Origin of the sequence: Pseudomonas sp. zfem005 (assembly GCF_032621735.1) — a bacterium.
GTDB classification, from domain to species: Bacteria; Pseudomonadota; Gammaproteobacteria; order Pseudomonadales; family Pseudomonadaceae; genus Metapseudomonas; species Metapseudomonas solani.
Window position 1 is genome coordinate 78,826 of sequence record NZ_JAVYJE010000011.1, and the last position, 21,479, is coordinate 100,304.

25 protein-coding genes, 1 tRNA gene and 1 pseudogene are annotated in these 21,479 nt (G+C 65.1%); 18 read left to right on the forward strand and 9 right to left on the reverse strand.

Annotation, left to right across the window (positions count from 1 at the left end; translation table 11 throughout):
* Positions 1-25: 25 nt before the first annotated feature.
* Positions 26-1,153 carry an elongation factor P maturation arginine rhamnosyltransferase EarP gene (gene earP / locus RTW82_RS23685; protein ID WP_316926642.1) on the reverse strand — a complete coding sequence of 376 codons (1,128 nt, stop codon included), beginning with the start codon at positions 1,151-1,153 and terminating at the stop codon, positions 26-28.
* Positions 1,154-1,317: 164 nt separating this feature from the next.
* Positions 1,318-1,536 (reverse strand): hypothetical protein, encoded by a 219-nt coding sequence (locus RTW82_RS23690; protein WP_021216701.1) that lies wholly within the window; start codon positions 1,534-1,536, stop codon positions 1,318-1,320.
* 184 nt (positions 1,537-1,720) lie between these two features.
* Between RTW82_RS23690 and RTW82_RS23695 the strand changes: the two genes are divergently transcribed.
* Positions 1,721-1,942 carry a hypothetical protein gene (locus tag RTW82_RS23695; protein WP_021216702.1) on the forward strand — a complete coding sequence of 74 codons (222 nt, stop codon included), beginning with the start codon at positions 1,721-1,723 and terminating at the stop codon, positions 1,940-1,942.
* Positions 1,943-2,019: 77 nt separating this feature from the next.
* On the opposite strand, the gene RTW82_RS23700 is transcribed toward RTW82_RS23695, so the two are convergent.
* Positions 2,020-2,487: a gas vesicle protein gene (locus tag RTW82_RS23700; RefSeq protein ID WP_184489405.1), complete on the reverse strand. Its 468-nt coding sequence runs from the start codon at positions 2,485-2,487 to the stop codon at positions 2,020-2,022.
* Between the two features lie 342 nt (positions 2,488-2,829).
* Here RTW82_RS23700 and RTW82_RS23705 point away from each other — a divergent pair, with 342 nt between their 5' ends.
* From RTW82_RS23705 to RTW82_RS23715, 3 genes are all read left to right on the forward strand, one after another.
* A complete protein-coding gene (locus RTW82_RS23705; RefSeq protein ID WP_148304242.1) occupies positions 2,830-3,147 on the forward strand; it encodes a hypothetical protein in 318 nt (105 codons plus the stop codon).
* A gap of 193 nt (positions 3,148-3,340) precedes the next feature.
* Positions 3,341-4,339 (forward strand): hypothetical protein, encoded by a 999-nt coding sequence (locus RTW82_RS23710; RefSeq protein WP_043242939.1) that lies wholly within the window; start codon positions 3,341-3,343, stop codon positions 4,337-4,339.
* A 184-nt stretch (positions 4,340-4,523) separates the two neighbouring features.
* On the forward strand, positions 4,524-5,603 hold the full coding sequence (locus tag RTW82_RS23715) for a hypothetical protein (protein ID WP_271660763.1): 1,080 nt from the start codon (positions 4,524-4,526) through the stop codon (positions 5,601-5,603).
* A 75-nt stretch (positions 5,604-5,678) separates the two neighbouring features.
* Here RTW82_RS23715 and RTW82_RS23720 read toward each other — a convergent pair whose 3' ends face one another.
* Positions 5,679-6,323, reverse strand: coding sequence for a DUF4124 domain-containing protein (locus RTW82_RS23720; protein ID WP_316926643.1), 645 nt, complete (start codon positions 6,321-6,323; stop codon positions 5,679-5,681).
* A 235-nt stretch (positions 6,324-6,558) separates the two neighbouring features.
* Between RTW82_RS23720 and RTW82_RS23725 the strand changes: the two genes are divergently transcribed.
* The gene (locus RTW82_RS23725) at positions 6,559-7,170 is read left to right on the forward strand and encodes a hypothetical protein (protein ID WP_021216707.1); all 612 of its coding nucleotides are present in this window, start codon (positions 6,559-6,561) and stop codon (positions 7,168-7,170) included.
* 29 nt (positions 7,171-7,199) lie between these two features.
* Positions 7,200-7,616: a hypothetical protein gene (locus tag RTW82_RS23730; protein ID WP_021216708.1), complete on the forward strand. Its 417-nt coding sequence runs from the start codon at positions 7,200-7,202 to the stop codon at positions 7,614-7,616.
* Between the two features lie 156 nt (positions 7,617-7,772).
* Here the strand turns inward: RTW82_RS23730 and RTW82_RS23735 are convergent.
* Positions 7,773-7,862 (reverse strand) — tRNA-Ser (locus RTW82_RS23735).
* 93 nt (positions 7,863-7,955) lie between these two features.
* Positions 7,956-8,174 (reverse strand): hypothetical protein, encoded by a 219-nt coding sequence (locus RTW82_RS23740; protein WP_184489408.1) that lies wholly within the window; start codon positions 8,172-8,174, stop codon positions 7,956-7,958.
* Positions 8,175-8,373: 199 nt separating this feature from the next.
* Here RTW82_RS23740 and RTW82_RS23745 point away from each other — a divergent pair, with 199 nt between their 5' ends.
* From RTW82_RS23745 to RTW82_RS23760, 5 genes and pseudogenes are all read left to right on the forward strand, one after another.
* A complete protein-coding gene (locus RTW82_RS23745) occupies positions 8,374-9,063 on the forward strand; it encodes a crotonase/enoyl-CoA hydratase family protein (protein WP_021216710.1) in 690 nt (229 codons plus the stop codon).
* A gap of 223 nt (positions 9,064-9,286) precedes the next feature.
* Positions 9,287-10,312 (forward strand): annotated as a pseudogene (locus RTW82_RS32275) (cache and HAMP domain-containing protein); the annotation flags it as partial.
* A 117-nt stretch (positions 10,313-10,429) separates the two neighbouring features.
* Positions 10,430-11,170: a methyl-accepting chemotaxis protein gene (locus RTW82_RS32280; RefSeq protein ID WP_374981923.1), complete on the forward strand. Its 741-nt coding sequence runs from the start codon at positions 10,430-10,432 to the stop codon at positions 11,168-11,170.
* A gap of 48 nt (positions 11,171-11,218) precedes the next feature.
* Positions 11,219-12,070, forward strand: a complete 852-nt coding sequence (locus RTW82_RS23755; RefSeq protein WP_316926644.1) for a substrate-binding periplasmic protein — start codon at positions 11,219-11,221, stop codon at positions 12,068-12,070.
* A gap of 69 nt (positions 12,071-12,139) precedes the next feature.
* Complete coding sequence (locus RTW82_RS23760; protein ID WP_316926645.1) at positions 12,140-12,859, forward strand: 1-acylglycerol-3-phosphate O-acyltransferase; 720 nt, start codon at positions 12,140-12,142, stop codon at positions 12,857-12,859.
* A 69-nt stretch (positions 12,860-12,928) separates the two neighbouring features.
* Here the strand turns inward: RTW82_RS23760 and RTW82_RS23765 are convergent, their stop codons facing one another.
* Positions 12,929-13,798, reverse strand: a complete 870-nt coding sequence (locus RTW82_RS23765; RefSeq protein ID WP_316926646.1) for an alpha/beta fold hydrolase — start codon at positions 13,796-13,798, stop codon at positions 12,929-12,931.
* Positions 13,799-13,987: 189 nt separating this feature from the next.
* Here RTW82_RS23765 and RTW82_RS23770 point away from each other — a divergent pair, with 189 nt between their 5' ends.
* Positions 13,988-14,959 carry a magnesium and cobalt transport protein CorA gene (locus RTW82_RS23770; RefSeq protein WP_271660759.1) on the forward strand — a complete coding sequence of 324 codons (972 nt, stop codon included), beginning with the start codon at positions 13,988-13,990 and terminating at the stop codon, positions 14,957-14,959.
* Between the two features lie 67 nt (positions 14,960-15,026).
* On the opposite strand, the gene RTW82_RS23775 is transcribed toward RTW82_RS23770, so the two are convergent.
* Positions 15,027-15,749 (reverse strand): amidotransferase, encoded by a 723-nt coding sequence (locus RTW82_RS23775; protein ID WP_021216716.1) that lies wholly within the window; start codon positions 15,747-15,749, stop codon positions 15,027-15,029.
* Between the two features lie 330 nt (positions 15,750-16,079).
* Here RTW82_RS23775 and RTW82_RS23780 point away from each other — a divergent pair, with 330 nt between their 5' ends.
* The 3 genes from RTW82_RS23780 to RTW82_RS23790 all read left to right on the forward strand — a co-directional run bounded on the left by RTW82_RS23780 (position 16,080) and on the right by RTW82_RS23790 (position 17,018).
* Positions 16,080-16,304, forward strand: a complete 225-nt coding sequence (locus RTW82_RS23780) for a hypothetical protein (protein ID WP_184489414.1) — start codon at positions 16,080-16,082, stop codon at positions 16,302-16,304.
* A 14-nt stretch (positions 16,305-16,318) separates the two neighbouring features.
* Positions 16,319-16,579, forward strand: a complete 261-nt coding sequence (locus tag RTW82_RS23785; protein ID WP_316926647.1) for a hypothetical protein — start codon at positions 16,319-16,321, stop codon at positions 16,577-16,579.
* A gap of 67 nt (positions 16,580-16,646) precedes the next feature.
* On the forward strand, positions 16,647-17,018 hold the full coding sequence (locus tag RTW82_RS23790; RefSeq protein WP_021216719.1) for a glutathione S-transferase N-terminal domain-containing protein: 372 nt from the start codon (positions 16,647-16,649) through the stop codon (positions 17,016-17,018).
* Positions 17,019-17,022: 4 nt separating this feature from the next.
* Here RTW82_RS23790 and RTW82_RS23795 read toward each other — a convergent pair whose 3' ends face one another.
* A complete protein-coding gene (locus tag RTW82_RS23795; protein WP_316926648.1) occupies positions 17,023-17,538 on the reverse strand; it encodes a hypothetical protein in 516 nt (171 codons plus the stop codon).
* A gap of 379 nt (positions 17,539-17,917) precedes the next feature.
* Between RTW82_RS23795 and RTW82_RS23800 the strand changes: the two genes are divergently transcribed.
* The 3 genes from RTW82_RS23800 (at position 17,918) to RTW82_RS23810 (ending at position 21,476) form a co-directional block, all read left to right on the forward strand.
* Complete coding sequence (locus tag RTW82_RS23800) at positions 17,918-19,189, forward strand: amino acid deaminase (protein ID WP_316926649.1); 1,272 nt, start codon at positions 17,918-17,920, stop codon at positions 19,187-19,189.
* A gap of 77 nt (positions 19,190-19,266) precedes the next feature.
* The gene (locus tag RTW82_RS23805) at positions 19,267-20,619 is read left to right on the forward strand and encodes a gluconate:H+ symporter (protein WP_184489417.1); all 1,353 of its coding nucleotides are present in this window, start codon (positions 19,267-19,269) and stop codon (positions 20,617-20,619) included.
* On the forward strand, positions 20,619-21,476 hold the full coding sequence (locus RTW82_RS23810; protein ID WP_316926650.1) for a MurR/RpiR family transcriptional regulator: 858 nt from the start codon (positions 20,619-20,621) through the stop codon (positions 21,474-21,476). Before RTW82_RS23805 ends, RTW82_RS23810 begins: the two co-directional genes overlap by 1 nt.
* Positions 21,477-21,479 lie beyond the last annotated feature (3 nt).

Below are 21,479 nucleotides of genomic sequence, written 5' to 3' on the forward strand. Positions count from 1 at the left end.
TGAGTGACAAAAAACAGGCCGCGTATCATATCCAATTTGTATAAAAATGCACCAGCCCCGCAGCCAGATCCCGCCGTCCCGCCTGCAAGTCGCACCATTGCTCGGCGTGAGCCTGCAGTTGGGCCTCGAACGGCTGCAGCGCCAGCCAGGCGGCGCCCATGTCACCACCCTGGTTCCAGGCGCGCCAGGCCGCCAGCAACACTTGCGCCGGGGCATCGTCCAGGCCGGCGACGTAGAGCGCGAGGAAGGCCTCGAGCTTCTCCAGGTGGACGTCCTCTTCCTGCTGGTAGATGTGCCAGAACAACGGCCGACCGGCCCATTGGGCGCGCACGAAGGAATCCTCCCCACGCACGGCGTTTAAGTCGCAGCACCAGAGCAGGCGATCGTAATCGTCCTGGGGCATGAAGGGCAGCACCTGCACGGACAGGTTGCCGCGCTGGCCCTTGGCGCCGACGGCCAGTGAATCGACACCGAGCCAGCGCGCCACATCGCCCAGTACACGGCCTTCCGGCACCAGCAGCTGGGTTGGCCGGGACTCCCCGGCCAGCGCGTCGAGCCAACCGGGCAGCGCCGCGTTCTCGTAGGCGAACAGGGAGATCAAGCGGGCACCGGCAACCCGCTCCACGCCAAGCGTTCGCAGGAACTCGGCCTGGGCGGCGGCATCACTGCGCAGCGCATTGCGTCGTTCGATCAGCCCGCGCTCGCGCAGCAGGCCGCCGGTGCCTTCGCTGAAGCCGGGGAAGAAGAAGAACTTCTGCAACCCACCGGCCTGCGGGGATGGCAGGCCGTGAAAGCTGCCGACCCAGTCTTCGGCACTGAGGTATTCCAAGTTCAACCAGAGCGGCGCCCTGTCGCGTGCGGCCATGGCGTCTATGTAGGTGGCGGGCAATTGGCAGGCGAACGCCTCGATCACTGCATCCGCAGGCTCCACCGGCTGCCACTCGGTCGCCCAGCGACGCACCTCTACGCCCTGGCGCAGCTGGCAGTCGGCCGCCGCGTCGGCATCCGGGCACAGGCGCGCGAAGGCGGCCGGCTCGTCCACCCACAGGCGCACCTGCAAGCCATGCTCGGCGGCCAGCTGCCGTGCCAGGCGCCAGGTCACGCCGATGTCGCCGTAGTTGTCGACGACGCTACAGAAAATGTCCCAGTTCACATGGGGGCTTCCGCGATAAAAAGCCGGCAGTTTACCTGCAGCCGGCCCGGGCGGAAAAAACAAGGCCCGCCAAGTGGCGGGCCAAAGGGGGGTGCGGGATGGGCACCAGGAATAAACGGGCAGCCCCACGCTGCCAAAATGCGCCGGAGCGGGCGCAAGAAACCTCAGGCGGCCATGGCCAGGAAACCCTTGTGGCGCTTGGCCATTTTCGCCATCTCCAACTCCCAGATGGCCTTGCTGGCGCTGGCCATGTCCTGGGTGGTGTAGGGGCCGGATTTGCGCTGGCCGTCGATCACCACGAACCAGCAGGCGAGATGCCCTTGCGCTCGCAGCGCCTCGGGGACTGCACTTCCAACCAGGGACATGATGTCGATATGTGGCATGGCGACCTCCTTAACTCTGTTGGGAGCCACTTTATGGGGGCCTGGCGCGGCTTTGAAATCAGTCGTCTCGATAGTGCTTATGGATAAGCGCAATCACAGCCGGCATCCCGTTCGGGAAAATCGGCAAAACCAATTCCCGCCCTGCCCGTCTATTGGCAAGAACACCCCCGGCAAGGAGGAAGACATGAACGGGCACAACCGCTACGAGATCATCTACAAGGAAAACGGCAGCCCACGCGCCTTGATGGTCGAGGTGGATTACCAGCCGTCCAGCGCCGACATCTACGGGTTGCTGATGGAGAAACACGGCATCCCCTTTACCGGGGAGCCGCGGGACAACGGCGACTACCTGCGCATGACGGCCGAGAAGGGCATCACCGACGTCGCGGTGCGGCGCAAGTACTGAAAGCAACGAGGATTAGAAGCAAGAAGCCCCGGTCGATGCCGGGGCTTTTCTATTGCTGTACGACTTCCGCGCAGTGATCAGCTCAGGGTGCCGAGGTTGAAACCGGTCACCGAAGCGAGGGTGCCGCGCCACAGCGTCAGCCCGGTGCAGGTCAGGCCACCGGCGGCATAGACGTTGACGTTCTTCAGGTGGATGTACTGCGGTGGCAGCAGCTTGGGGTCGTCGCCGGTGGTTTTGGTCATCACCCCGATGTTGGCGAAGGTGGCGCGGATCTCCTCCCTGCCCTCTTGGGGCCAGGAGTTGGCGTATTCGTCGGCGAACTCGGCGAAGTAAGTCTCCACGGAAATGAGCGTGCCGCTGATCATCCCCGCCCCGATGGTCAGCGTGATCCCGACCTCTACACCCAGGTCGTTGGCCTGACGCACCAGCATCTGCAGGAACCAGTCCATGCTGCGGCCCGTCCACTCGAAATCCTTGGCCTTGCTCAGGTCATACTCGGGCAGGGCTGCGGGCTCCTGCTTGGCGAGTTTGCTTGTATCGCTCATGTGTCCGTCTCCGTGGCGTTGTGGCTTTAAACCATAGGGTTATAGCACGCGCCTTCGTTGGACCCGCTACGCCGCGCAGGAGTTGCGGCCATGTGCCAGGTATGTAGGGGATCTAGGGGTCACCCCTAAGCCGTGTAAGAGATTGCCGACAAGTGGTTAAGAAATGAGCTAGCTATCACCTAGCCATCACCGTACACTTGGCGCCAAGTTCATGGCGAACCTGCTGGCGTAGCGCCCCCTGCAACGCAGCGTTCAATCAATCCAAGGAAAGCAATCCAAGCTGTCAGTTGTGACTCGACCAGGAAGGCCGATCACCGTCAGCTTCACCGTCGAGCAGTCGGAATGAGTACGGCCTTCAAGCGCTCCATCTTCGCAGCGTTAATGATCACCAGTGCTTTTTTCTCCACCACCAGCAATGCCGGCCAAGCCGTTGGAAACATGGGCGTCAGCTTGACGATCTCCAGTTCCTGCGCGGTCGACAGCGGCTATGACGCCAGCTCCCGCTCCTACAGCGTGACGCGTCAATCCTGCTCCAAGGGCGGTGAATACCAGGTGCGCACCGAGCACGCCAACGGTCACAGCGAAACCCTCGCCGACCAGGCCGTGACCCAGGTCAGCGGCGACGCCAAAGGCGACACCCGCGTAACGCTCTACTGGTAACAGCGATGCTTTCCATCGCCAGCGCGCAAGCCTGGCGATGACCCCGCGCCAATCCGCCACACCCGCGCCACCCGCCGTTTTCCTAGGGGTTCCCCCTAGCGCCTCTTTGCCATCATTTCCTGTCTTTGCGCCCTGTGCTCTGCTGTGCGCCGGTCAAACACCTGACCGATTCATCAAGGAAAAGGACTGAGAGATGAAAAAGCTAGCGAAGCTGGTACTGGCCGGCGCCGGATTGCTCGGCGCCCAGGGATTCGCCCTCAACGCCATCGCCGCCGAATTACTCGGCAAATGGGACCTCAACGGCGACGGCACGCTGGAAAGCGTGTACCGCGGCACCGGCGTGCTGGAAGTGCGCAACGCCGCCGGCGCCCTGGAGCGCAGCTACAACTTCGGCAACGTCACCTGGAGCCTCGCCACTGCCGCCAACACCGACAGCCAGCCAGGCGCGGAACTGGTGGTGAAGGCCGGCCCGGACGTGGCGATCGTCAACCATGCGCTCAACGACGTGCGCAAATACACCATCGGCAACACCCTGTTCGATGTGGTCGGCACCGCTCAGCTGGATGGCGGCCAGGGCGATGAGGTGATAGTCCGCGCCGGCAACGCCCTGGTGCTGATCTCCAACCTCAACCGCACCAAGCGCACCGTCAGCGATGGCATCACCGGCACCTGGCAATACCAGGGCGCCTACACCCTCGGCAACCTGCCCTACGCCACCCTCGCCTACACCGCCGGCACCAGCCTGCGCCTGTATGACTACAGCCTGCAGGCCGGTCGCGAGTTCCCCACCGACGGCGCCACCAGCGTCATCACCGCCGCCGACCTCGACGGCGCGCCCGGTAACGAACTGGTGGCCCGCTCCAGCAGCAACCTGCTGGTGATCACCGGTGGCGTGCAGACCGCCGTGCTCAGCAGCTACGCCGGTGGCACCGGCGCCAACTGGAACGTCCACGGCACCCTCGCCGACACCGACGGCCAGCCGGGGCAGGAAGTCATCCTCGCGCTGCCGGGCAAGGTGCGCGTGGTGCACCAGCGCACCGGCCAGGCCAAGGACTATGCCGTCTCCGGCACCTACGCCATCTATGCCGTCGCCGACCGTGACGGCGTGGCCGGCGCCGAGATCACCGTGGTCGACAGCGCCAACCGCACCTTCATCATCAATGACCGCCTCGGCACCATCAAACCGCTGTAACCCGCCAGCTCCCGGCCCCGGCCGGGAGCTACCCCACCCACTAGTACAGATGTACTAGTCCTTCTCCAAGCGTGAGCAGGTTGGCGTAACGTGACGGCCACCGCCGCTATGCTCGGCCGCCCCGACTATTCCCCGCCCCTTTCCAGGGCGGAATTTCCAGGACCGCATCCAGAAGGAACGCCCCATGAACAAAGGACTCCCCTGCCTCAGCCTTCTCGGCCTGGCCCTGCTCAGCGGTTGCGTCGCCCGGCCCTCGCTGATCGACCAGCAGAACCAGTACACGCAGGATGTCGAAGCCCAGGCGCGCCTGTTGCACGCCGCCACCGACGACCTGTTCGAAGCAGCGATGGCCAGCGGCATGGCGATAGTCGTCACCACCACCGTCAACCTCGACAGTCAGCAATACAACTTCGAGAACAATGACGACACGGTCCGCTTCGAGAAGCTGCGCACCGCCACCGCCGTGTGGCGCAATAGCACCAACCCCGACAGGCAGCTGTTCGTGGGCAACAACATGCAGGCCGAGAAGATCGGCGCCCACGGCTCCCACTACCAGACCGTGTTCGGTCGCACCCTCTACCAGATCTACATCGTCGAGCCCGGCCATTACGACCTGGTCGGCAGCCTCTACAACTCGCCGCGCACCAGCACGCCCAACCCGCGCACCAACCAGGACATCAAACCCTCGACGCTGGGCCAGGTGACGCTGGTGGAAAAGGAATTCACCGAGTTCGACCGCGGCCAGCGCTGGCAGGATGCCCAGTACCGCACGGAAACGGTGAACCAGAGCTACTGCGCCGCCGTGCGCGTGGTCAGCGGCGAATGCGTGAGCTGGGGCAACAACTCCTACGATGTCACCAACCAGACCGCCGCCGCCGGCTGGGTTTCCAGCGTCAGCGCACGCAAGGTGGCGAGCGTCGAAACCCACAGCGAACTGAAGAAGGCCTTCGCCTCCTTCGATGTCGCCCCTGGCGAGGCCATCGTGGTCGACGGCTTCTACCCCGAAGCGCCCAACGTCGGTTTCGAGGAGAAGGACTGCCGCCGCACCGCCAACGATAAGCTCGAGTGCGAACTCTCCGCTCTTTATATGGTGCGCATCCCCACCGGCCTGCAGGAGTTCCGCGGCGCCACCGACCCCTCCAAGTACGGCTACATGAAGATGAGCAAGGCCCTGGCCAACCTGCAGTACCGCCCGGTGAAGCTCAACGCCAAGCCGGTGAAGGATGAAACCATCTGGGGCGAAACCTACGTGCTCAAGCGCTGAGCTGACGGCAGGCCCTGAAACGCAGAAGCCCCCTGGAGTCCTCGACTCCAGGGGGCTTTTTCATGCACGCGAAGATCAGCGCTTGATGAAGGTGTACGGCGGCCGCTTGAACAGCGACTGATCCGGCAGCAGCTTCAGGCTGCCCGCCTCGACACCGAGCAGGGTGTACTCGGAACGCTCCGTAGCCTCGCGCTCCCCATTGCCCGAGAAGCCGTCCTTGAAGGTGTTGCGGGTCACCACCCGCAACGTGTCGCCCTTCAGCTCCCAGGTCCCGGCCGAGCGCCCGGTTCCCATGCTGTCGACCAGGGTGCCGGCAAAGCTGCCGTCGGCCTTGAAGGTCCAGTCCAGCGTTTCTTCATCGTTCTTCATGTACCAGCGCCCGACGATATCGGCGCTCTTGAAGGCCGAAGGCTCCGCAGGCGCGGCTTCGGTGGTCTGCTTCGCAGTCGCCTCGGGCGCCTTCTCGGCCGGAGACGCCGCCGCCCCCTTGATCTGCTCCGCCCCGCTCGGCGGGGGCACGTTGCCGAACTGCACCTTGCCGTTGGCATCCACCCATTTGTAGATCTGCGCCCCGGCCACCACCGGTAGCCCCGACAACACCATCACTGCGGCGAGCGCCGCCAGCCATTTCCCTGAAACCAAGATGCAGCTCCCGATGTACCCATGAGTGAAGCGCCGACCGGCGCCCATGACTGAAACCGAACATGCCCAAGCAGGCATGGCAGTTTCCGGGTTGCGTCAGCAACCGGCAACCCATGCAGCAGTGACCCCACGCGAAAAAACCGGCACTGCGCCACAGGCAGGTTGCGACAGGGCGCACAACCCGCCTGACAGCACCGCGCCACTAGCTCATGCGCCCTATTCAAGTCGCCACGAGCGCTCGCTAACGTCCGCGCTTTGCCGTGCAAGGGGCTGGGCTCTCCAGTTGCCAAGCGGCCCTTCATGGAAGACACGCATGAACATCAAGAACAAAGTCGTACTGGGCGTATCGCTGGCACTGCTGCTGATCCAGGTCCAGCAATCGGCGATGGCTGCCGACTGGTGGGTGATCTTCGGCACCGGCGACCAGCCCAACCGTGACCTCTTCTACGCCGACGGCGCCTCCGTCGCCGAACTCAAGATGGAATCCGGCCAGGCAGAACCTGCCCGCTCCGTCACCGTGGTGCAGATATTCGAAACCGCCGACGCCCCCGACTTCGTTGCTTACGACCTGCAGTTCCAGTGCAACAAGCGCCTGCTGAAGGTCAACACCGTCACCGCCTACAACCGCTCCGCCACCGCCTCCACCCTGCCGGCGCCCAAGGGCTGGAACCCGGTCCCGCAAAGCTGGATCGACCGCTCCTACGACTTCGCCTGCAAACCCGACGGGCGTGAAGCCAACGCGATGATGCGCCTCGGCAACACCACCGCCGACGTCCTCGCCACCGTCACCCGCACCAAGATGTGGGGCATCACCCGCCCAAGCGCCTATGAAGAGAACCACGGCCCCAACGCCGTGAAGAACAGCAGCCAGGGCGTCCTGCGCGACCTCGACCTCCTCCTGGGCAACAAGCCCGCCAACCCGTGACAGGCAGCCAGGCCCCAGGAGACAGACAAATGAAAGCGCTACGGATACTCGCCCTGGCCTGCCTGCCGCTCGCACTGGGCGGCTGCATCCAGATGGACACGCTCCCCGAGCTCTACGCCGCCAGCCAATGGAAGGGCCGCTCCGCCGAGGAAGCCATCAACTTCTTCGGCAAACCGGACCAGATGAACCCCACCGGCACCGGTGAAGTCGTGCTCAGTTGGTACAGCGACACGTCCTACTACCAGAACGAAGTGGTCGGCACCTCGTCGGAGCAGCAAGGCAACGTCATCGTCACCACCAACTACTGGGACAACGTCCACCACCCCAACCGCTGCATCATCACCATCACCGTCGACAAGTCGAAGACCATCACTGCCTTCGAAGCCGATGACGGGCAGATGCTGCTGTCCCACGGCTGTGCGCAGATCGAGTTCGGGCCGCCGTAATAAACGTAACGACCGGATACCTCAAAAGCGCAACCCCTGGCTCCACCGGAGATCAGGGGTTTTGGTTTCTGGGGATGCGGGGTGTATAGGCACTATTTCAAGGGCAAACAAAAAACCCCTGACTCTTTCGAATCAGGGGTTTCTGTATACGGAAAGTGGCGGTGAGGGTGGGATTCGAACCCACGATACGGTTTCCCGTATACACACTTTCCAGGCGTGCTCCTTCAACCGCTCGGACACCTCACCGGAATCTCTCCGAGGCGTCAGCCCCGTCGAGGTGCGCTAATTTAGTGGAGTGTTTTCCGGAATGCAAACATTTTTTTGAGAATTTTCATGCGCTTATGGAGAACGGGGCGAGTCGCCGTCCTGGCCGTTGCGGTAGTCGTCGAATTTGAGGCTGCCGAAGAAGATGAAGCCGAAGGAAACGAACACCCCGGCGACGAATAACAGGAGCACGCCGGTGGGGTTCTGCAGGGTGGCGCTGTTGGCCACGAGCAACGAGCCGAGCAGCAGAACGACGGCGAGGATGATGCTGGCGCTGTGGGCGAATCGGTCCATGGGAGCTCCTTTCGACAATGGACGCGAACTTACCGGCCTCCCGCGGCCCCGCCCAATTGTCCCTGCCCATCACCCCCATAGAGAACGCCTTATAGGGAGGAAACGCCCGGCCCGCCTGACTTGTCAGTCAGTCAAAGCGCTTTACCTGAATCCTGCGCCTGAGTAGTGTCTGCCCCATTCCACAACAAGGACCCCTGCCATGAGTGAGCTGATCTCCTACCAATTCGAAGACGGCGTCGCCACCCTGACCCTTGCCAATGGCAAGGTGAACGCCATTTCCCCGGACGTGATCGCCGCCTTCAATGCCGCGCTGGACCGCGCCGAGCAGGACCGCGCCATCGTCATCCTCACCGGCCAGCCGGGCATCCTCTCCGGCGGCTACGACCTCAAGGTAATGACCTCCGGCCCGCAGAACGCCGTGAACCTGGTCGCCGCCGGTTCCACCCTGGCGCGCCGCATGCTCGCCCACCCCTTCCCCATCATCGTTGCCTGCTCCGGCCACGCCGTGGCCAAGGGCGCCTTCCTGCTGCTGTCGGCGGACTACCGCATCGGCGTCGAGGGCCCCTTCAGCATCGGCCTGAACGAAGTGCTGATCGGCATGACCATGCACCACGTCGGCATCGAGCTGGCTCGTGACCGCCTGACCAAGGCCGCCTTCCAGCGCTCGGTCATCAACGGCGAGATGTTCGACCCCAAGGGCGCCCAGGAAGCCGGCTTCCTCGACAAGGTGGTGCCGGCCGAAGAACTGCTGGCCACCGCCCAGGCCGTCGCCCAACAGATGAAGAAGATCAACTCCACCGCCCACAAGAACACCAAGCTCAAGGTGCGCAAGGCGCTGCTGGAGACCCTGGACGCCGCCATCGAGCAGGACAAGCAGCACCCGCTCTGATCACACCGTCCCCTGTAGAAAGCCCGGCCCCGTGCCGGGCTTTTTCATTTCCGCCTCCTGCCTCGCTGTAGCCGCCTAGACTCCCATCCCAGACGAGCAGCAGAAATTTCCGACAAGTGATGGCACTTTGCTTCGGACAAGCTCGAAAAGCTGTATTACTTTTAAGCCATGACGCCGGGCACGGACGGAAGGCATCAGGCATTTCACTCGCCAGGAGCTCCGCATGAAGATTGCCCACAAGGTCAGCCTTGCCGCCGCTGCAGTACTCTTCCTCACCACCGCGCTCCTGTCCCTGGCCCAGGTCAGCCAGGTCCGTAGCACCCTTCGCGCCCAAGCTGAATCCAGCATTTCCGAATCCAGCAACGCCCTGGCCCGCCAGATCGAAAACTGGTTGAACGCCAAACTGCGCCTGCTGGACCTCATGTCCCAGACCATCGACAGCAAATACAGCCCCGAGGAAACCCAGCGCGTCGTCGATTCGACGATGCTGAAGAACGAATTCATCCTGGTGTTCGGCGCCCTCGAAGCCGACGGCAAGCCAATCAAGAACGACCCCTCCTGGCAGCCCAAGCCCGACTGGGACGGCCGCCAGCGCCCCTGGTACGCCACTGGCAAGGCCGGCAGCCAGGCCGTGCTCACCGAGCCCTACGTCGACTCCACCACCGGCGAGATCCTCATCTCCGCCGTTGCCCGTATCACCGATGCCGGCAAGTTTCTCGGCGTGATGGGCGGCGACATCCGCCTGAAGACCGTGGCCGACGCGGTCAACACCCTGGACTTCAACGGGGCCGGCTACGCCTTCCTGCTCAGCCGCAACGGCAACATCATTTCCCACCCCGACACCAAACTGAACGGCAAGCCCTACAGCGAACTGTTCGGCGGCAAGAGCCCGGCCCTGAACAAGGACCTGCAGGAAATCGATACCGGCGACCAGCAACTGCTGGTGTCCTTCACCCCGCTGCCCAACCTCAAGGGCATGGACTGGTACATAGGCGTCGTGCTCGACCAGGGCAAGGTGATGGCCGAAGCCAACGCCCTCAGCTGGCGCGCCGTGGTCGGTACCGTGCTGGGCGTGATCATCAGCCTGGTGCTGCTGGGCGTACTGATGAAGAGCGTACTGCGACCGCTGGATGCCCTGGGTGACTCGCTGCACGAGATCAACAGCGGCCAGGGCGACCTGACCAAGCGCCTGCCGGCCGCCGGCAACGACGAAATCTCCCTGGTAGCCCGCGAATTCAACAGCTTCCTGCAGAACCTGCAGACCCTGATCGGCGACGTGATGGGCAGCTCCCAGCAAGTGCGTGGCAGCACCGACCTCACCTCCAATGAAGCCGGCCAGGCCGCCAACCGCCTGCAGGTGCAACTGATGGAGCTGGACCAGCTGGCCACCGCCATGCAGGAGATGGCCTCCACCGCCGAGGAAGTGGCGCGCAACGCCCAGGCCGCCGCCCAGGCCGCGCTGGCCGCCAACGAGGAGACCGAGAACGGCGTCACCGTGGTCTCCCGCTCCACTGAGGCGATCAAGCAGCTCGCCAACGAGATGGACGACACCGGCCAGGCCATCAACGAGCTGGCCAAGCTCAGCCAAAGCATCGAATCCATCCTCTCGGTGATCACCAGCATCGCCGACCAGACCAACCTGCTCGCCCTCAACGCCGCCATCGAAGCGGCGCGGGCTGGCGAGTCCGGCCGTGGTTTCGCGGTGGTGGCCGACGAGGTGCGCTCCCTCGCCTCGCGCACCCAGCAGTCGACCCAGGAAATCCGCCAGATGATCGACCAGCTGCAGACCGGCGTCCGCCAGGCCGAGCAGCGCATGCAGCAAAGCCGCGACACCGCCAGCAAGACCGCCGACGATGCCGGCGCGGCCAACGACATGCTCGGGCGCATCCGCGATGCCATCAACCGCATCAACGACATGAACCTGCAGATCGCCACCGCCGCCGAGCAGCAGAGCGCCACCACCGAAGAGATCAACCGCAACACCACCAACATCCGCGACATCAGCCACGAGGTTGCCGGCGGTGCCGAGCAGCAGGTGCGTCAATGCGCGGTGATGGTGGAACAGGTCGGCCAGCAGGACAGGTTGCTCAGCCGCTTCAAGATCTGACCCGGGCAGGCCGCGCATGAAGCGCGGCCGCTTTGCCGGAGGCATGCCATGCGCGCGTTTCTGCTGGTGGCCCTGCTCTGCGCCACGGCCCTGTGCCGTGCCCAGGGACCAACGCCCGTCGAGGTCACCATCCTCTGCGACTCGGGCTACCCGCCCTATAGCTACGAGGAGAATGGCGAAGCCAAGGGGCTCTATACCGATATCCTGCGCAGGGTCTTCGCCCTGATGCCGGGCTACCGCGTCACCATCCGCCCGGTGCCTTGGCCGCGCGGCCTGGCGGAAGTGGCCAAGGGCAACGCCTTTGCCCTCTACCCGCCCTACTACCGCCCGGACGAACGCCCGTGGATGGAGTACTCGCGGCCGATCATGGAAGAGCGCCTGGCGGTGTTCATCCGCCCGGGGCTGGCCGGCACCCGGAATTTCGACGACTTCCCCAGTGCCTACGCCGGGCTGCGCGTGGGCCTCAACAGCGGCTTCGTCACGGTCAACTCCCAGCGCTACCGCGAGATGGTGGAGACCGGCGAGATCGACCAGTCCTACGCCCGCGACAACCGCACCAACCTGCTCAAGCTGCTGCGCCAGCGGATCGACGTCTACATCAACGATCGCCTGTCGATCCTCTGGGAACTGCAACAGATGCGCGAAGACGGCAGCATCACCGAGGAGGAAGCCATCAGCCTGGTGGAAGGCCCGGTTCTGGCCAGCGAACGCGGCCACCTCGGTTTCACCCGTCTCAATGCGGTCGCCTACCCCTACAAGGCCGACTTCATGCAGCGCTTCGACGCGGCACTGACCCAGGTACAGGCCAACGGCACCCTCGACCGACTGGCCGAACACTACAGCTCGCCGGAGTTCCTCCCTGCCACGGCCAGCGGTACAGAAAAGGTTACAACCCCCTGACCGGCAGCAATTGCCCAATAAAGTGCACACCCGTACACTGCGCGCCTTTTGTCTGACTGGGCGATATCGATGCTTTTCCTTCTGCGCATGATCCTCATGGGCGTGCACTTCATAATCGCCGGCATCGCCGGTCTGTTGCTCGGCATCTGCCGCCCATTCAACCCGGATAACAGCCGTCTCTGCGCCCGCTTCTATTCCCTGCCGGCGCTGCGCATCCTGCGCCTGGACGTGAAGCCCGACGTGAAGCTGCTGGAGCACGACAAGGCCTGCGTCATCGTCGCCAACCACCAGTCCAACTACGACCTCTACGTGCTCGGCCGCGTGGTGCCGCCACGCACCGTCAGCATCGGCAAGAAGAGCCTCAAGTGGGTGCCCTTCTTCGGCCAGCTCTACTGGCTCGCCGGCAACGTGCTGATCGACCGTGGCAACGCCCGCAAGGCCCGCGAAGCGATGCTCACCACCACCGAGACGCTGCGCAACAAAGACACCTCCATCTGGGTCTTCCCCGAAGGCACCCGCAACCTCGGCGAGGAGCTGCTGCAGTTCAAGCGCGGCGCCTTCCAGATGGCCATCGCCGCCGGCGTGCCGATCATCCCGGTGTGCGTCAGCAACTACGTCAAGCAGATGCGCCTGAACCGCTGGAACAGCGGCAAGGTCATCATCCGCGCCCTGCCCGCCATCCCCACCGCCGGCCTGAGCCTGGACGACCTGCCCGTGCTCATCGAGGAATGCCGGCAGAAGATGCTCGACTGCATCAACGCCATGGACCGCGAACTGGCCCAGGCCTGATCGTCCGCCCATGAAAAAGCCCGGCTCGATGCCGGGCTTTTTCGTTTGCGCGGGCGTGCAGGGTGGGCTTCAGCTCACGCGGCTCGAAGCCTGCCCCTGTGCAACCAGGATGCCCCGCTCCACCAACCACCCCAGCACGAACTCCGCCACCGAACCCGGCGCTCGCAGCCAGGCGCTGTGGGGGTTTTCGTGGGGCGGCCGGGGCGACGGCAGGCGCTGCACCCGGGCCGGTGCCTGGATCAGCGCGGCCAGGCCGAGGGTGGAGGCTTCCGGCGAGAAGTTATCGCCTTCGATATTGACGAAGAGCGAGGTCACGCCCACCCGCGCCGGCTCCGCCAGGGGCAAGCCGACATGCTTGAAGTTGCCGCTGAAGGCCACCCGCCCCCATTGGCGGATCAGGCTGCGCGCCTCGTAGCCGCCGAAGCCGATGCGCGGCCCCGGCAGGTAGCCGAGCACCGCTGTCATCAGGTTGAAGCTCAGCGCCACCAGCGGCGTCATCAGGCGCTTGCGGCCGTGCCAGTGGCGGTAATGGATGTTGCCGCAGGCGACGCCGATCACCGTCACCTCGGCATCCGGGTTAGCCGCGGCATAGAGCGCCGCGACATGCCCACCCAAACTGTGCCCCAGCAACACCTGGCGGCTGCCGGGGAAATGCCGCGCGGCCATGGCCAGCAGCTTGGGCACGAAATCCTCCACCAGCTCGCGGTAGCCATAGTCATGGCCGCGGTCCGGGCGCGGCCGGCTGGTGCCCTGGCCCGGCCAGTCGGCCACCAGCACATTGCAGCCGGCGGCCACCAGCGCCTGGGCCAACGCCTCGTACTTGCGCGCCGCCACGCCCATGGCGGGCATCACCACCAGGGCCGGCGCACCCGGTTGCCCCGGATGGATCGTCACCGGGCAATCGAAAGTACCCGCAGCGAAAGGGAATGCCTCGTTCACGCCTGTTCTCCTTGTTATGAGCGGGAGCCGCCGAATCTAGAGCAAGCGCCGCACCGGCACCATGACCCGCCGGGTAATTCGGCCGAAGTGCCCGCCTTTGTGGAAGAACTCCCCGCATCCACCGACACTCTCAAGCAGGGGCGGGTTAAGCTCACCGCCGCTCACCATTCGAACAAGGAAAACCAGCGCATGGGTCATGTGGTTGCCGCCGCCGTCTACGCCAAGGGCAAGAAGATCACCGACATCAGCCTCGACGAGGGCAAGGAGTGGGCGAAGAAGCCCGGCCATTTCGTCTGGATCGGCCTGCACGATCCTGGCGCCGAGGAACTGACCAACCTGCAGCGCCAGTTCGACCTGCATGAACTGGCCCTCGAAGACGCCCTGGTGCGCCACACCCGGCCCAAGCTGGAAACCTTCGGCGACGCCCTGTTCCTGGTGCTCTACTCGCCCATCCGCACCGACGACGGTCTCACCTTCGTCGAGACCCAGCTGTTCGCCGGCACCGGCTACGTGATCAGCGCCCGCTACGGTGCCTCGGCGCCTTACTCCCAGGTGCGCCAGCGCTGCGAAGCGCGCCCGCTGCTGCTGGAGCACGGCGAGGACTTCGTGCTCTACGCGCTGCTGGCCTTCGTCATCGAAAACTACCGTCCGCTGATGGACGGCTACCACCTGGAGCTGGAAGCCCTCGAGCAGTTGGTGCTCGACCGCCCCCTCAGCCAGGAAGATGTCGAGCACATCCAGGGCGTGCGCCGCGACCTGCTGCGCCTGCGCCGCTACATCGGCCCGCTGGCGGAAATCTGCCAGGAGCTGCAGCGCCTGGAGTTCCCCTTCATCGACAAGAACATGCGGCCCTACTTCCGCGACATCGCCATCCACGTCAACCGCCTGCTGGAAGACCTCACCGGCCTGCGCGAAATGGCCGACCACGCCATCGAGATCGGCCTGCTGCTGGAGTCCTCGCGCCAGAGCGTGGTGCAACGCAAGTTCGCCGCCTGGGCCGCCATCCTCGCCTTCCCCACCGCCGTGGCCGGCATCTACGGGATGAACTTCCAGAACATGCCGGAACTCACCTGGCACTACGGCTACTTCGGCGTGCTCGGCTTCATCGCCGTCGGCTGCACCGGGCTGTTCGCCAGCTTCAAGCGCTCGGGCTGGCTCTAGCCACGAGCCTTGCCGCGCGCCCATGAAAAAGCCCGCCATCAGGCGGGCTTTTCATGACACGAAGCGGTCAGGCCGCGTTACGGCCCTGGGCGACGAAACGCATCATCCACTCCGCCACCGTCGTGCCCTGGTGCTGCTTGTCCAGGCTGGCGACGCCCTTGCCGTAGATCTCATCGCCGAGGAACTGCTGGCGGATGTCCAGCAGCGCGCGGGAATAGTCGTGGATGAACTCCGGGTGGCCCTGGAAGCACAGCACCTGGTCGCCGATGGCGTAGGCCGCGTTCGGGCAGAAGTCGCTGGAGGCGATCAGGGTCGCGTTCTCCGGCAGTTGGGTGACCTGGTCCTGGTGGCTGATCAGCAGGGTCAGCTGGTCCAGTGCCGGGCTCATCCAGGCCGGTTGCTCGGCGATGCGGTAGGCATGGGTACCGACGCCCCAACCCTGGGTCGCACGCTCGGTGCGGCCGCCCAGCAGCAGCGCCAGCAACTGGTGGCCGAAGCACACGCCCAGCAGCTTGTCGCCGTTCTCGAAGCGCTCCAGCAGGTAGGTGCGCAGGGTCTGGATCCAGGGGTCATCACCGAAGGAGTCGGCCTTGCTGCCGGTCACCAGGTAGGCATCGAAGCGCTCGCCGGCCGGCGGGTAGTTGCCCTCCACCACGTTGTAGACACTGAACTGGGCCTCGATCGGCTGCTTGGCGAACAGTTGCTCGAACATCTTCCCGTAGCCCTGGTACTGGTCGACCAGTTCGGGGCGAAGGAGATCAGTTTCCAGAATGCAGATACGTAACGGCATGGCGGACTTCCTGAAGCAATGAAAGGGGCAGCGCAAAGTGTGCGATTTATTTAACACAGGCACCCCTATAAGGAAATAGCGCCTACACCGAAGCGCCATAGAGGCTGACTAACAGCGGGATAGGGAACAGCAGCGGAGACGCCGTATGGGGCGGCCTTTCAGCAGATTCCCTTGCCACTCAGGCACTTGGATCGATCGTCAATAAAATTTTACGAACCGCCCAGACCTATTGGTTTCGTCGATAGTTGAAATGCCTGATATCCGTTTTTCTATCGAATCGCTTTTCGCGAAGCTGTGCCCACTCCACGGAACAGCCAAGCGGAAACCACCATGAGCAACCTCACCCTCAAATACGCACGCAATGGCGCCCTGGCTTCGCTCGGGCTCTACACCATCGCCATCTCCCTGCTGCTGGTGGTGAGCTTCAGCTACGAAAAGGCCCGCCTGGGTGTCAGCCCGGTGGACGGCTCCATGGGCTTCTACCAGCAGCTCAGCCAGAGCGTGCCGGCGTTGCTGATGAGCCAGAAACCGGTCAGTGGACGGCAAAGCGGCTGAGGAGCGAAATCGCCATGAAGGCACAACGCAAACGGCTTCTCCTGCTCGCCGGCCTGGCGCTGATGACCAACGGCTTTTCGCTGATGGGTTACGCCCACGGCTCGGTGGGCGGCGTGGCCAAGAGCATCGAGGCCCGCCACGAGATCGACCGCCAGCTCGCCAACGAGGTGGCGCTCAAGGGCGAACTCGGCAGCCCGCCGATCCGCCGGCAGTTCCAGCTGCCCGCCGCCTTCGTCATGGATTCACTGCTCTGCTGCCGCGACCGGTTGGCGTGAAAGCCGGTCGCAGCGCTGCGCATCGGGTAGACTGCCGGCCCGTTTTCCGCCGCAAGGGTTACCAACCGTGTTCATCAAGGCACTCCGCATCGGCCTGGGTCAGCTGATCATCCTCATCGACCTCGTCACCCGCCCGCGCAAGCTGCGCCGCAGCCCCGAGGCGCAAGCCCGGGTCGAGGAGGAAACCGCCGGCCTCGCCCTCTACCAGTTCCACGCCTGCCCCTTCTGCGTGAAGACCCGCCGCACCCTGCACCGCCTCAATCTGCCGGTGCAGCTGCGTGATGCCAAGAACGACGAAAGCCACCGCGCAGCCCTGCTGGCCGGCGGCGGCAAGGTCAAGGTGCCCTGCCTGCGCATCGACGAGAACGGCGAAAGCCGCTGGATGTACGAATCCAACGACATCATCCGTTACCTCGAAAGCCGCTTCGCCCAGGCCTGACCCGCTAGTTACTGCCGCCCGCGCCTCCAGCACCGCCCGCCGCCCCACCCGCAGCGCCCGACCCCGCGGTCGAACGGCCCTGGCCGGTGGTCGGCGCGCCGGGCACGGCAGTGGAAGTCCCGGGCAACGCCGTCGAACGCCCCTGCCCCGTGGTCGGCTTGCCCGGCGCATTGGTCGGCACACCCTGCCCCGTCGTCGGCGTACCGGGCGCCGTGGCGGAGCTACCCTGGCCAGTGGTCGGCGAGCCCGGCGCGGTGGTCGGATTGCGCGTGGTAGAGGTCGGCGTCCCCACCGAGCGACCGGAGTCCTCAGCGCCTGGCGTAGCCGCCGAAGACGGCACCCCGGAATTGTTCAACGCCGGTTGCTCGCCCTTGCGCTCTGCCTCCATGTTGGCGCCGATCTGGTCGCGCTCCTGCTCCATGGTCAGGTCCTCGTCATCGGCCAGCACCGCCGTGGAAACGGCGCCGACCAGCAGCAGCAACGGAAGATTCAGCCGTCTCATCTCAACCTCCAGGTTCATTCGGCATGACCTAGGGTGGACCCTGGCCAACGGCCGGGCGTTCAGCCAAAAGCGTGCGCGCAACCTCGATGTGCAAGCGCCGATCTCCGTGATCGCAGCGCTCATCGCCCGATGAATCCATGAGTCGGCACTGGCCAGGGGTGAGCCGATGCACCGTCCCGCACCGCCAACGCATCCAGCCGCCCGGGCGGGCGAATCCGGAACATCGCAGGTCGGAGAACACGCAGCCACGACAAGGAATCCGGCCAATACCCTGGCAATACGCTGTTTGCCGCAGATCCGCTCGCGTTTCCGAAGCTGCAAGGCAGGCCCGCTGGCACGTAGCGGAACGTCGGGAGGTAGTGGTACTTGTTTTCAGCGAACCAAGGAGGAAGACCCGATGGCTGAAAACAAATTTCAAGAACGGCCGCTCGACCCCAACGGCAAAGGCCTTGGCCCAGCACCCAGCGGCTGCCATATCGCCGACGTTACGAGCCTGGGCTGGAACATCCTCGCCGACGACGTCAGCCTGCCGGTCGCTGTACTGCGCCAGAGCCGCCTCGAACACAACCTGGCGTGGATGAGCCGGTTCATCCGCCACTACGGCGTACAGCTGGCACCCCACGGCAAGACCACCATGAGCCCCGCACTGTTCCGCATGCAGCTCGAACAGGGCGCCTGGGGCATCACCCTGGCCACCGCCCCACAGGTGCAGGCCGCCTACAACCACGGTGTGCGGCGTGTGCTGATGGCCAACCAACTGGTAGGCAAGGCGAACATGGCGCTGGTCGCGCACCTGCTCCGGGACCCGGCCTTCAGCTTCTGTTGCCTGGTGGATTCCAGCACCAACGTCGAGGCACTGGGGCGCCACTTCTCCGCCACCGGCCAACGCCTGCGGGTGCTGCTGGAGTTCGGCGTGCAAGGCGGTCGCACCGGTATCCGTGACGAGCGACAGGAGGCCGAGGTGCTCGCAGCCATCGGGCGCTGGCCTGGCACCCTCAGCCTGGTGGGCTGTGAAGTCTACGAAGGCGTGTTGCAGGACGAGCCCAGCGTTCGGAACCTGCTGCGCCATGTACTGGAACGCACGCGGCAGCTGGCCGCCAAAGGTTGCTTCGACGAGCCCGAGGTGATCCTCTCCGGCGCGGGCTCCGCCTGGTACGACGTGGTCGCCGAAACCTTCGGCGGCCAGGACATCGGCCAGCCCCTGCAGGTGATCCTGCGCCCGGGCTGCTACCTGACCCACGACGAAGGCATCTACCGCGAAGCGGCGCAGCGGATCCACGCCAGCAACACCGTGGCCAGGGAAATGGGTAGCAGCCTGCTGCCAGCGCTGCAGCTCTGGGCCCATGTGCAGGCGCTGCCCGAACCGGGCCTGGCGATCATCGGCCTGGGCAAGCGCGATGCCGCGTTCGATGCGGGCATGCCCCTGCCGGCGCTTCACCACCGCCCTGGCCGCGAGGCGCCGCCGGTGGTCGTTCCGGCCGCCTGGAAGATCACGCGGATGATGGATCAGCACGCCTTCCTGGAAACGCCCCCCGATGCCGACCTGCAAGTGGGCGACCTGCTTGCGTTCGATATCTCCCACCCCTGCCTGACCTTCGACAAGTGGCGCCAGTTGCTGCTGGTGGATGACCACTACCGGGTCATCGGCGCGGTGGAAACCTTCTTCTAGCTCACCCCCTGGAACGAGCCGGTTCCCGCCTTATCAGGCGGGGCGGCCGGCCTTTGCCCCGAGAAAAGGAGCACACCATGCCCGCCAGTTCCGGCACCTACCTGCTGATCCACGCACTGCTCGCCATCATTGCCCTGGTGCTGCTGATCGCGCGCTATCGGCTCAACCCCTTCATCGTCATCACCCTGGTGTCCATCGGCCTGGCCCTGACCACCGGCATGCCGGCCCAGGACATCATGGTCGCGTACGAGGCCGGCGTCGGCCGCACCCTCGGCCATATCGCGCTGGTGGTGGCCCTCGGCACCATGCTCGGCAAGATGATGGCCGAGTCGGGCGGCGCGGAACGCATCGCCCAGACCCTGATCACCCGCTTCGGTGAGCGCAACGCCCACTGGGCCATGGCCGCCATCGCCTTCCTCTGCGGGCTGCCACTGTTCTTCGAAGTGGGCTTCGTGCTGCTGGTGCCCATCGCCTTCACCGTGGCCCGCCAGGTCGGGGTATCGATCCTGATGACCGGCCTGCCCATGGTGGCCGGGCTATCAGTGGTGCATGGGCTGGTCCCCCCACACCCGGCGGCCATGCTGGCGGTGGGCGAATACTCGGCGCAGGTCGGCAGGACGGTTCTCTACGCCATCGTTGTCGGCATTCCCACGGCGGCGATCGCCGGGCCCCTCTTCACCCGACTCGTGGCCCCGCGCATCCAGTTGCCCGCCCACAACCCCATCGGTGAACAACTGCTCGGCTCCGGCAAGCCCGTGGCATCGCTGCCAGGCTTCGGCATCACCATCGGCACCATTCTGCTGCCGGTGGCGCTGATGCTGCTTGGCGGCTGGGCCGATCAACTGAGCACCCGGGGCAGCGGGCTTCACCAGTTCCTGTCGTTCGTCGGCAACTCGGTGATCGCCCTGCTGATCGCCACCCTGTTCAGCTTCTGGAGCCTGGGTCTGGCCCGTGGTTTCAACCGCGACTCCATTCTCAAGTTCAGCACCGAATGCCTGGCCCCCACCGCTGCCATCACCCTGCTGGTGGGTGCCGGCGGCGGCCTCAACCGCATCCTCATCGAAACCGGCATCACCACCGAGATCGTCGCCCTGTCGTCCCGCTTCGAGCTCTCGCCGCTGTTGCTGGGCTGGCTGGTGGCCGCGCTGATGCGCATCGCCACCGGCTCGGCCACCGTCGCCATGACCACGGCCGCCGGCATCGTCGCCCCCATTGCGCTGGCCAGCGGCTACCCGCACCCGGAGCTGCTGGTACTGAGCACGGGCGCGGGCTCGCTGATTCTCTCCCACGTCAACGATGGCGGCTTCTGGCTGATAAAGGAGTACTTCAACATGACCGTGGTCCAGACCCTGCAGACCTGGACGGTCCTGGAAACGCTGATCTCGGTGGTCGCCCTGGCCCTCACCTGCGGCCTGGCCCTGGTGCTGTGATGGACATCCTCTACATCATCCGCAGCCGCCAGGGCCGGCTCAGCGGCAACGCGGCGCGCATCGCCGAGGCCGTGCTGCACGACGTGGCCTTCGCGGCCGCAGCCAGCATCGATCAACTGGCGGCCAAGGCCGGCGTGAGCAAGGCCGCGATGTCGCGCTTCGCCCGATCGATGGACTGCAACGACCTGCGCGACCTGCGGCTCAAGCTGGCCCGGGCCTCCCTGGTCGGCCGCCGCTTCCTCGCCGGGGCTGCCACACCGGCGCTGCCTTTCCACGAACAGATCCTGGCAGACGTGGAAAACAGCCTGCGCCACCACCTCGACGGACTCGACCAGGCGCACCTGAGTGCCGCAGTGGACCTGCTGGCCTCCGCCCGCCGCCTCTACGCCTTCGGCATGGGCGGCTGCTCCACGCTGCTATCGACCGAGTTCCAGTTCCGGCTGGTGAGGCTGGGCTACCCGGTGTCCACCTACCACGACCCGGTGATGATGCGCATGGTGGCCTCCACCCTGGCGGAGGGCGACCTGCTGATCGTGCTGTCGCTCACCGGCACGCCGCCCGACCTGCCGAGCGTCCTGCGCCTGGCCAGGGACTACGGCGCCCGGATACTCGCCCTCACCCGAGCGGACGGCCCCCTCGCCGCGCTGGCCGACATCGTGCTGCCCGTGCACCTGGACGAAACCGAGTTCATCCATAAACCGACAGCCGCCCGCTACGGGATGCTGCTGATCATCGACCTCCTCGCCACCGAGCTCGCCTTGCGCAACGCCGAAGCCAGCCAGGAACTCCTGCGCCGGGTGAAGCTGGCGCTGGACGGCTATCGCCAGGGCGAGGACCGACTTCCGCTGGGGGACTGACAC

Excerpts from the sequence above, each read along its gene's own strand:
- RTW82_RS23720 (WP_316926643.1), bottom strand. The coding sequence starts at position 6,323 with ATGCCTGCTTGGGCATGTTCGGTTTCAGTCATGGGCGCCGGTCGGCGC.
- RTW82_RS23770 (WP_271660759.1), top strand. The coding sequence starts at position 13,988 with ATGGGTCATGTGGTTGCCGCCGCCGTCTACGCCAAGGGCAAGAAGATC.
- RTW82_RS23745 (WP_021216710.1), top strand. The coding sequence starts at position 8,374 with ATGAGTGAGCTGATCTCCTACCAATTCGAAGACGGCGTCGCCACCCTG.
- RTW82_RS23730 (WP_021216708.1), top strand. The coding sequence starts at position 7,200 with ATGAAAGCGCTACGGATACTCGCCCTGGCCTGCCTGCCGCTCGCACTG.
- RTW82_RS23805 (WP_184489417.1), top strand. The coding sequence starts at position 19,267 with ATGCCCGCCAGTTCCGGCACCTACCTGCTGATCCACGCACTGCTCGCC.
- RTW82_RS23695 (WP_021216702.1), top strand. The coding sequence starts at position 1,721 with ATGAACGGGCACAACCGCTACGAGATCATCTACAAGGAAAACGGCAGC.
- RTW82_RS32280 (WP_374981923.1), top strand. The coding sequence starts at position 10,430 with ATGGAGCTGGACCAGCTGGCCACCGCCATGCAGGAGATGGCCTCCACC.
- RTW82_RS23740 (WP_184489408.1), bottom strand. The coding sequence starts at position 8,174 with ATGGACCGATTCGCCCACAGCGCCAGCATCATCCTCGCCGTCGTTCTG.
- RTW82_RS23795 (WP_316926648.1), bottom strand. The coding sequence starts at position 17,538 with ATGAACCTGGAGGTTGAGATGAGACGGCTGAATCTTCCGTTGCTGCTG.
- RTW82_RS23690 (WP_021216701.1), bottom strand. The coding sequence starts at position 1,536 with ATGCCACATATCGACATCATGTCCCTGGTTGGAAGTGCAGTCCCCGAG.
- RTW82_RS23785 (WP_316926647.1), top strand. The coding sequence starts at position 16,319 with ATGAAGGCACAACGCAAACGGCTTCTCCTGCTCGCCGGCCTGGCGCTG.
- RTW82_RS23710 (WP_043242939.1), top strand. The coding sequence starts at position 3,341 with ATGAAAAAGCTAGCGAAGCTGGTACTGGCCGGCGCCGGATTGCTCGGC.
- RTW82_RS23800 (WP_316926649.1), top strand. The coding sequence starts at position 17,918 with ATGGCTGAAAACAAATTTCAAGAACGGCCGCTCGACCCCAACGGCAAA.
- RTW82_RS23780 (WP_184489414.1), top strand. The coding sequence starts at position 16,080 with ATGAGCAACCTCACCCTCAAATACGCACGCAATGGCGCCCTGGCTTCG.
- RTW82_RS23700 (WP_184489405.1), bottom strand. The coding sequence starts at position 2,487 with ATGAGCGATACAAGCAAACTCGCCAAGCAGGAGCCCGCAGCCCTGCCC.
- RTW82_RS23725 (WP_021216707.1), top strand. The coding sequence starts at position 6,559 with ATGAACATCAAGAACAAAGTCGTACTGGGCGTATCGCTGGCACTGCTG.
- RTW82_RS23760 (WP_316926645.1), top strand. The coding sequence starts at position 12,140 with ATGCTTTTCCTTCTGCGCATGATCCTCATGGGCGTGCACTTCATAATC.
- RTW82_RS23705 (WP_148304242.1), top strand. The coding sequence starts at position 2,830 with ATGAGTACGGCCTTCAAGCGCTCCATCTTCGCAGCGTTAATGATCACC.
- RTW82_RS23755 (WP_316926644.1), top strand. The coding sequence starts at position 11,219 with ATGCGCGCGTTTCTGCTGGTGGCCCTGCTCTGCGCCACGGCCCTGTGC.
- RTW82_RS23810 (WP_316926650.1), top strand. The coding sequence starts at position 20,619 with ATGGACATCCTCTACATCATCCGCAGCCGCCAGGGCCGGCTCAGCGGC.
- RTW82_RS23775 (WP_021216716.1), bottom strand. The coding sequence starts at position 15,749 with ATGCCGTTACGTATCTGCATTCTGGAAACTGATCTCCTTCGCCCCGAA.
- RTW82_RS23715 (WP_271660763.1), top strand. The coding sequence starts at position 4,524 with ATGAACAAAGGACTCCCCTGCCTCAGCCTTCTCGGCCTGGCCCTGCTC.